The 8,845-nt window shown below is 61.3% G+C and carries 5 protein-coding genes; all 5 read right to left on the bottom strand.

The features are described 5' to 3' along the window. Positions 1-144: 144 nt before the first annotated feature. The 5 genes from uvrC to JXA24_03205 all read right to left on the bottom strand — a co-directional run bounded on the left by uvrC (position 145) and on the right by JXA24_03205 (position 8,725). A complete protein-coding gene (gene uvrC, locus JXA24_03225) occupies positions 145-1,854 on the bottom strand; it encodes an excinuclease ABC subunit UvrC (protein MBN1282767.1) in 1,710 nt (569 codons plus the stop codon). 352 nt (positions 1,855-2,206) lie between these two features. Further along, positions 2,207-3,367 (bottom strand): hypothetical protein, encoded by a 1,161-nt coding sequence (locus tag JXA24_03220; protein MBN1282766.1) that lies wholly within the window; start codon positions 3,365-3,367, stop codon positions 2,207-2,209. 111 nt (positions 3,368-3,478) lie between these two features. Next, positions 3,479-4,822 carry a hypothetical protein gene (locus JXA24_03215; GenBank protein MBN1282765.1) on the bottom strand — a complete coding sequence of 448 codons (1,344 nt, stop codon included), beginning with the start codon at positions 4,820-4,822 and terminating at the stop codon, positions 3,479-3,481. Positions 4,823-5,120: 298 nt separating this feature from the next. Beyond that, positions 5,121-7,109 carry an excinuclease ABC subunit UvrB gene (uvrB, locus tag JXA24_03210; GenBank protein MBN1282764.1) on the bottom strand — a complete coding sequence of 663 codons (1,989 nt, stop codon included), beginning with the start codon at positions 7,107-7,109 and terminating at the stop codon, positions 5,121-5,123. A gap of 143 nt (positions 7,110-7,252) precedes the next feature. Further along, positions 7,253-8,725, bottom strand: coding sequence for a cysteine--tRNA ligase (locus JXA24_03205; protein ID MBN1282763.1), 1,473 nt, complete (start codon positions 8,723-8,725; stop codon positions 7,253-7,255). Positions 8,726-8,845: the final 120 nt, after the last annotated feature.

The raw sequence follows: 8,845 nt of genomic DNA, 5'->3' as shown, positions 1-8,845 counted from the left end.
TGCAATAAACCGGCCAAAGGGTCCGAAAACGGCAAAATCCACAACATAATGATATATTACAATATTTTAGATTCGAGCAACAGGGCGTAAAAATCTCGTTTTGAAAACAACGCCGCGGAGCGGCAAAAAATTGACGTTCGGGATTCACCCGCCCAGCGCAGCCTTGCTGCGTTTGCGCCGATGGGCATTGACGCCGAAGCGGTGGGCCTCGTCGCGTATGCGCATGAGGAGCAAAAGCTCCTTTGACCCGCGCCTGAAATTTATGGGGTTCTTGCGTCCGGGGATGAAGACCCGGTCGGCGTGGCCTTTCTTCTCACCTTTTGCGATAGCGGCGACAGGCACGCCGGCGCCGTTTTCCGCAAGGGCGCGCTGCGCTATCGCCAGCTGGCCCTTGCCGCCGTCGACGAGCATGAGATCGGGCGGCGTGCGTTCGCGGTCCGCCCCGCGCAGCGAGACGTCGGCCCGGAACCTTCGCGAGATGACCTCGTGCATCATTGCGTAGTCGTCCGGGGTGTCCAGGGTCTGTATGTTGTAGATGCGGTAGCGCGACTTGTCCGGCTCGCCGCACGAGAAATGGACGATCGAGCCCACCGCCTCCCTGCCGCTCAAATTCGATATGTCCACGCACTCGATCGCCTCGGGGACATTGCCGAGCTTGAGCGCGCGGCCGATCCTCTCCAGTATCTCCGCCGCGCCCCGCGAACGCGCCTTGAGCGCCAACGCCTCGCGGGCGTTGGTTCGCGCGAGCGCGACGAGCCTGCGCATCTCCCCTCGCGCAGGGGACGATATCCGCACCCTGCCGCTGCGCCGCTCGGACAGGATCCCCTCCACCGCGCGCGCGCCCTCCGGCATTGCGTGCACGAATATCTTCGGCGGTATCTCCGAACTCTCTGCGTAGTGCTGCAGGAGGAACTCCTCGACCGCCTTGGCGTCCCCGGATGCGGGGTCCCCTGCCATGAAGGAGCGACGGCCGGTGAGCGCCCCCTTCCTCACCTTGAGCACGCATATCGCGGCCCTGGCGCCCTGCCTCGCGATCCCCACCGCGTCGTGATCGCCGCCTGCGTGCCTGACCACGGACTGCTTCTCGATCACGGTGCGCAGCATCTCGATCGCATCGCGGAACCTGCCGGCCTCCTCGTAGCGCATGCCCTCGGAGGCCTCGGCCATCTCCCCCTCGAGTATCCGAAGCAGCTCGGCGCTCCTCCCCGAGAGAAACATGACCGCCTCGTCCACCCGGCGGGCGTACTCCTCTGCGCTCGCCTTGCCCGCGCAGGGTCCGCTGCATCGGCCGATGTCGTACTTCAGGCAGGGGCGGATGCGGTTCGCGAACGTCCGATCGGAGCAGGTCCTGATGAGGAAGTACCTGACGATCTGCTCCACAGCCTCGCGCGCAGCGAGCGAGGAGTCGTAGGGCCCGAAGTACGAGGCGCCGTCCTTCGTGGGCCTGCGGGTGAGCGAGATGCCGGGCGAGGGGTGCTCCGTGCCGATTCTTATGGAGACGTATGTCTTGTCGTCCTTGAGGTTTACGTTGTAGCGGGGGCGGTGCCTCTTGATCAGCGTGTTCTCGAGGAGCAGGGCCTCCTTCTCCGTGTCCGTGACTATGAAGTCGATATCGCCGGTGCGCTTGAGCAGGAACTTGAGCTGCGGCCTCCCGCCCGCCACGCGAGCTTCGCCTGCGGCGGCGTAGGCTGCTCGCGAGGCGATGCGGGCGGGCTCGTCTCTGAAATACGATGCCACTCGATCGCGCAGGCGTTTTGCCTTGCCCACATAGATCACGTCGCCTGCCTTGTCTTTGAATAGATAGACGCCCGGCTTGCGGGGAAAGGATTTAATTTTGTCTGAGAGCTGCTTCATGTTTGAATCGTTTTGGCTTCGGTTCCTGTCATCGGATCATTCCCTTCGACAAATTCCAAGCACCAAATCTCAAATTCCAAATAAATTCCAAGCACCAAATCTCAAATTCCAAATAAATTCCAAATTTCAATGATCGAATGACCAAGGGGTTTTGTTTGGAGTTTGGCATTTGGAATTTGGTTATTGGTCATTGTTTGGAATTTGGTGCTTGGGATTTGGAATTTCATTTATTGCCCCCCGACCCGCCGCCACCCGAAGCCTCACCAATGATATGCAAAAAAGGCCGGGATATCATCCCGGCCTTTTGTTCACCTGTCACGAGTTACGAGTCACGAGTCACGAGTCACGGCCTCTAGAACAGCGACGACAGCATGAGGGAGGCGTTGTGTATCTTGTTGGTCTGCGTGCCCGTTATGTCGTCGAAGTCGGTCGTGAGCGTGTAGGCGGCCTGGAGCTTGAGGTCGTTTTCGAAGATGTAGTAGTTGAACCCGCCGCCGAACTGCCAGGAGTCGTTGTCAGGCCCCTGCCGGATGATCTGGCCCGCCTGCGCCGCGATCTCAAGCTTCTTCGGGAGTATGTAATAGCCCGCGGCCGCGTAGTAGCCTATGTCCGTGAGCTTGGGCCTGCTCCAGACAACGGTGGTGCCTGGGCTCGTGATGCTTGTGCGGCGATAGTACCCCTCGGTCGTGAAGGCAAACCCGCCCCAGCGCAGCCCCACGCCGAGCGACGAGGTCCACAGGTACTTTATGTCCGCGTTGGTGTTGGGGTCGGTCCTCTTCCCCTGGTACATGCTGCCGAGGTTGACCGTGAGCTTGGGCGTCTCGGAGCAGTCGAAGTCGGTCATCTTGCCGGGCACCGGGTCGAGTATGTTGAATCCGGTGCGGAACCCGAACGACATCTTCATGTCCGGGTTGATCACGTAGTTGGACTCGGAGCCATTGACGAACGAAAGGGAATAGTACCACTTCCAGTATCCTCCCGAAAAATTGACCCCCAGGCCGTCGGGCACGCCGAAGCTTGGGCGCAGGGGGGTGAGGTTCGAGATCCCGTCGTCCTGCGTGTTGGTTATCGGCGCCTCGGGCAGCAGATACCAGGCGGAGCTCGTCTCGGACATCATGTCCAGCGGAAGGCCGACCATGCCGACTGTCATCACGAACTGGGGTATTAACTCTATCGAAGCGAACGCCCCGGTGACCTGGACGGTCTGGAAGTTCTGAGTGCCCACGTCGGTGATGGCGTGCTTGAGCGTGAACCCCATGGAAACGATGTCGTGCAGTTCGGAGAAGATGTTGAGCTGCGCCCTCCTTATGTTGAACGAGAGCTGCTTCTGCTGGGTCGCCGAGTTCTGGTAATAGAACTTCGTCTGGAGTCTGCCCGTCAGCTTGAGCAGGTACTCCTGATCGTCGCTGGCGATGAAGAACCCGCCGTCATAGCCCGAATTGGCGGCAAATGCCTTTGCCGGCACTGCCAGGGCCATGGTGATGAGCGCAATTGCGATGGCAAGCCTTTTCATACACGCTCCTTTCGGTGCCTCAGGCGAAAGCCCTCTAAGTTGTTGGAATTATAGAAAAAACCCCCATTCCTCCTGAGCAATATACGGAAATTCGCCTTGAATATCAAGGAATTAATTGGCCGGGGAGGCCGCAAACTCAATTTCTCCGCCGCTCCCCTCGAAACTCGCCCGCCCCATCTTGAGATCGGTCGGTGAAAGCCCGCCGGTCGCGGCCAGAATCGGCAGGTCCCATTTGGCCAAAGCAGGGCAGGAGAGATTGTCGGAGCGCTCGACGAGCTCGAAGCGTATCGAGGCGTAGCCGAACAGCTCCCGCTCCCAGCCCGCTGCGACGAACGATGCGGCAAGCCCGTCGTAGTCGCCGGGCTGACCGATCCCCATGAGCCCCTGGTTCGCCCCTGCGCAGGCAACGGTGTTGCCGCTCGCGGGATCGATCACATGGACCTCCAGCGCCCCGGCGGTCTGGCGCCCCGCGGTGAAGGCGAGGCCCGTGATTTGCGTTGCGAGGAGGTCGGCCAGCCTCGCAACCGGCGCGCCGAAATGCTCCGGGCTTATGTTCCTGAACGTCACATACCCGTCGCCGTTGGTGAACTCGGCCCTCTCGCCGACCAGATCCCCCACGCAGGCGAACTCGGTCTCCCCTATCAATTTGGGGCCTGATCCCTCCTGAGCGTAGAGCGCGAGCCTGGCCTTGATGTCGGGAAACTCAGGATCCGTGCCGTCGAGGCACGGGAGCTGAAATCCCAGCGCAGCATAGAGCGTCTTGCCCGCCCTGATGGAGCTCATCGATGCATCGGAGACCTGGCACTGGGCTCCTCCCTGGGTTTCGGCGTATATGTAGAAGCGAGGGCTCTGGCCGTCCGGCGCCTCGTAATCGAAGTAGAGCCTGTCTATGTAGAGCCCGGCGGTCATCGCAGGCGCCATGGAGCGAACGCTCATCGGGCCGTCCGACTTGGGCCTGAGCATCGCCGCCGCGCGGCCGTTCTGGGCCCATATCATCCCATCGAGCAGCCCATCAGAGGTGAGCTCGCGCGACTCGCCGGCCAGGTCGTCCTCGGGGCCTATCGGCTCGGGGCACGCGCCCGCGTCCTTCTCGACGAACATGAGCTTGAATCGGGCGACCGAGTCCACCGAGACCCCTTCGACCTTTCTGAACGGGACGCCGAGCCCTCCGTAGTAGACCCCCTCGGAGCCGAGGTCATCCATCCCGTCCTCCTGGGTCGTGCACGCCACGTCCTGGCCGGTGGCGGCGTCCCGTATGTAGACCGAGAACTCGCCCCTGCCGCCGTACTCGTCCTCCATGCCGCCGTTCATGTAGAGCTGGTCGAGGACTATGGATGTGACCTGGCTTATATCGAGCACAGGGCCGGTGAGGTCCGCACCCCCGCCGCCGCCGCAGCCGGCAACAAGGACCATCGCGAGCGTCATAAAAGGAATGCAGGCGCGAGCGAGTTTCATATTCTCCCCCTTCGATGATTTCGGGCAGATTAGCATAATTCCGGGACTAATAGAAGGGTTTCGTGACTCGTGACTCGTGACTCGGGACTCGGGACACGGAATTCGGGACTCGGAACTCGGGACTCGGAACTCGGGACTCGGAATATTGCTCGAAAAAATGGATGGCCCTGTTGAGCGGCGCCTGAGAACGCCGGCTTCAGTAGCCTATATGCCCGGCGTTCGAGGCGCAGGTGAGGAGACGGCGTCTGAGGCGACGAACCGTAGCGAGACAGGGCCGTACATTTTTTCGTGACGACGACTAGGACTGCAAACCGACGCGGCGGTCCTCGAGCTCCGAGACCCGGTCGCGGAGGCGCGCCGCCTCCTCGAACTCCAGCCGCTTGGCATGAGCGAGCATCTGGCTGCGAAGCTTCTTGATCAGGGCCGGGATCTCGTCATCGGAGACGTACTCCTCGCCCGGCCCTGCCGGGGTCACGTAGTCCTGCTCGTAGATGGAGTGGAGCACGTCGCTGATCTTCTTCTTTATCGTCTCCGGGGTGATGCCGTGCTTTTTGTTATAGGCCTCCTGCAGCTTCCGGCGGCGCATCGTCTCGTCGATCGCGCGCCTCATCGAGTCGGTAACGCTGTCCGCGTAGAGGATCACCCTGCCGCCCACGTTGCGCGAGGCGCGGCCGAAGGTCTGGATGAGCGAGCGGGCGGAGCGCAGAAACCCCTCGCGGTCGGCGTCCAGGATCGCGACCAGCGAGACCTCGGGGAGATCGAGCCCCTCGCGCAGGAGGTTGATGCCAACCAGCACGTCGAACTCGCCGAGCCTCAGCGAGCGCAGGATCTCCATCCTCTCCAGCGACTCCACGTCGGCGTGCAGGTACCGCACCCGCACCCCCCTCTCCCTGAAATACTCGGTGAGCTCCTCGGCCATGCGCTTGGTGAGGGTGGTCACCAGCACCCTCTCTTCCAGCTCGACGCGCTTTCTTATCTCCGAGAGCAGGTCGTCCACCTGTCCGGCCACCGGCCTCACCTCCGGCTCAGGGTCGATGAGGCCCGTGGGGCGGACGATCTGCTCCGCCACGAGCCCCCCCGATCTCTGCAGCTCGTAATCGGCCGGAGTGGCGGAGACGTAGACCACCTGGTTCGTGAGCCTCTCGAACTCCTCGAACTTCAGCGGCCTGTTGTCGAGCGCGGAGGGCAGCCTGAAGCCGTACTCCACCAGCGTCTCCTTTCGCGCCCGGTCGCCGCGGCTCATGCCTCCGATCTGCGGCACGGTGATGTGGCTCTCGTCCAGCACGAGCAGGAAGTCCGAGGGGAAATATTCCATGAGGGTGGGCGGCGCCTCGCCGGGTGCGCGGCCGGTGAGGTGGCGCGAGTAGTTCTCTATGCCCTTGCAGAACCCCATCTCCTCCATCATCTCCAGGTCGTAGATCGTGCGCTGCTCTATGCGCGCGCGCTCGAGGGGCTTGTTCCCCTTCTCGTAATGCTGGATCCGTTCGCGCAGCTCGTCGCGGATCGCGCCCATCGCCTGCTTCATCCTCTCCTCTGGCGTTACGTAGTGGCTGCCGGGGAAGATGGTGACGTCGGAGAGCTCCTGAATCGGTTTTCCCGTGAGCGCGTCTATCTCCATGATGCGGGAGAGCTCGTCGCCGAAGAACTCGAAGCGCACCGCCTTGGCGTCCTCGTAGGCGGGGATGACCTCGACCGTATCGCCCCGCACCCGGAAGGTGCCGCGGTGGAAGTCCATGTCGTTGCGCTGGTACTGGATGTCGACGAGGCGGCGAAGCAGCCGGTTGCGGTCGATCGTCTCGCCCCTGGCCGTCTTCACCATCATGCTCTGGTAGGCCTCCGGGCTGCCCAGGCCGTAGATGCAGGAGACGCTGGCCACGATGATCACGTCGCGGCGCGTGAGGAGCGAGTGCGTGGCCGAGTGGCGCAGCTTGTCTATGCGCTCGTTTATGTCCGAGTCCTTCTCTATGTAGAGGTCCTGCGCAGGGAGATACGCCTCGGGCTGGTAGTAGTCGTAGTAGCTCACGAAATACTCGACCGCGTTCTCAGGGAAGAGATCGCGGAACTCGGCATAGAGCTGGGCTGCTAGCGTCTTGTTCGGCGCCATCACGAGCGTGGGTCTGTTTGTGTTGGCGATGAGATGGGCGATGGAGAAGGTCTTGCCGCTGCCCGTCACACCCAGCAGCGTCTGATGCTTCTTCCCCGCAAGCACGCCCTCGGTCAGGCGCTCTATCGCCCTGGGCTGATCGCCCTTTGGGGTGAATTCTGTAACAAGATTGAATATTGTCATGAACTAAAATTTCAAATCCCAAATAACAATGACCAAATAAATTCCAATGATCTAATTTCCAATAATCAAAACCCTGGGCTTTGTTGGAATTTGGTGCATGGTTATTGATGCTTGTTTGGTCATTGGGATTTGGTGCTTGGATTTTATCTAAGTTTCCATTCGGTCGTGCCGTCGGGCTTGTCCTTGAACTCCACGCCTAACTTCGCGAGCTCGTCGCGGATGGCGTCTGCGCGCTTGAAGTCCTTGGCCGCGCGAGCGGCCTTTCGCTCGGCGATGAGGCGCTCGACCTCCGCCGTGTCCACGCCTGACTTGGCCTGGACCATGGCATGGGTGCGTTCGCGATAGGCTGCGGGATCGGAGCCGAACACGCCGAGCACCGCGCCTGCTATCTGCTGCATGTGCGAGAACTGCAGCACCGCCCATCCGGCAAACGGGGTTGGGCACTGCTCGCTGTCCAGGAACCTGTTCACGAGCCTCACCGCCTCGAATATCAGCCCTGCCGCCCGAGCGGTGTTGAAGTCGTCGTCCATGGCCGCGTCGAAGCGCTCGTCGAACTGAGTGAACAATTCGCGGAGTTCCTTTGCCTCTTTCAACCCGCCTGGATCATCGGACACGGACTTGCCGGGATATATCGCATGGAGCCTCTCAGCGGTCTCGTAGAAGCGATCGAGCGATGATCCAGCCTCTGCGAGCGCCTTCTCGGTATAGTCCAGAGGCGAGCGATAGTGCGAGGAGAGGATGAACAGCCTCACCGCCTCTGGGTCGTGGTGCTTTATCACTTCGCGGATCGCGGTGATGTTGCCGAGAGATTTGCTCATCTTCTCCGCGTTTATGTTTATGAAGCCGTTGTGCAGCCAGTAGCGCACGAACTGGCAGCCGCAGGCGCCCTCCGCCTGCGCGATCTCGTTCTCGTGGTGCGGGAAGATGAGATCGCGGCCTCCGCCGTGTATGTCGAACGGCTGCCCCAGGTACTTGGAGCTCATGGCAGAGCACTCTATGTGCCAGCCGGGTCGGCCCTCGCCCCAGGGAGATTGCCACCTGGGCTCTCCAGGCTTGGCCTTCTTCCAGAGCGCGAAGTCGAGCGGGTCCTTCTTTCTCTCGTCCACCTCCACGCGCGCGCCGCTCTCCAGATCCTCGATGTTCTTCTTCGAGAGTTTGCCGTAGCTCGGGAACTTGCGCACCGAGAAGTAGACGTCGCCATCCACCTCGTAGGCGATGCCGCGCTGGATCAGCTGCTCGATCGTTGCGATCATCTCAGCGATGTGGGCGGTCGCCATTGGCTTGACATCGGGGTCCAGCACGCCGAGCGCAGCCATGTCCTCCTCGTACTCCTTGATATATTGCTCCGAGATATCGGTGCAGGATCGGCCCTCTTTTTTGGATCGGTTGATGATCTTGTCGTCCACGTCCGTGTAGTTGCGCACGTACGTCACGTCGAAGCCGCGGTGTTTGAGGTGCCTGTATATCATGTCGAACACCACGGCTGCGCGCGCGTGGCCCAGGTGGCAGGTGTCGTACGCGGTGATGCCGCACACGTACATGCCGACCTTGGGCGGCGCAAGCGCCACGAACTCCTCTTTCTTCTGCGTCATCGTATTGTAGACAACCAGCGGCATAATTAATTCCTCTTTTCGGATGAGGCGGGTCCTGGCATCGAATCTGATATCCTTCTTTCGCTACGGCTCCTCGCCTCACACGCCGTCTCGTCGCCTGCGCCTCGGACGCCGGAGCATATA

It is taken from the genome of Pseudomonadota bacterium (genome assembly GCA_016927275.1).
Taxonomy (GTDB): Bacteria; UBA10199; UBA10199; order 2-02-FULL-44-16; family JAAZCA01; genus JAFGMW01.
This window is presented reverse-complemented; position numbering and strand designations above follow the sequence as displayed.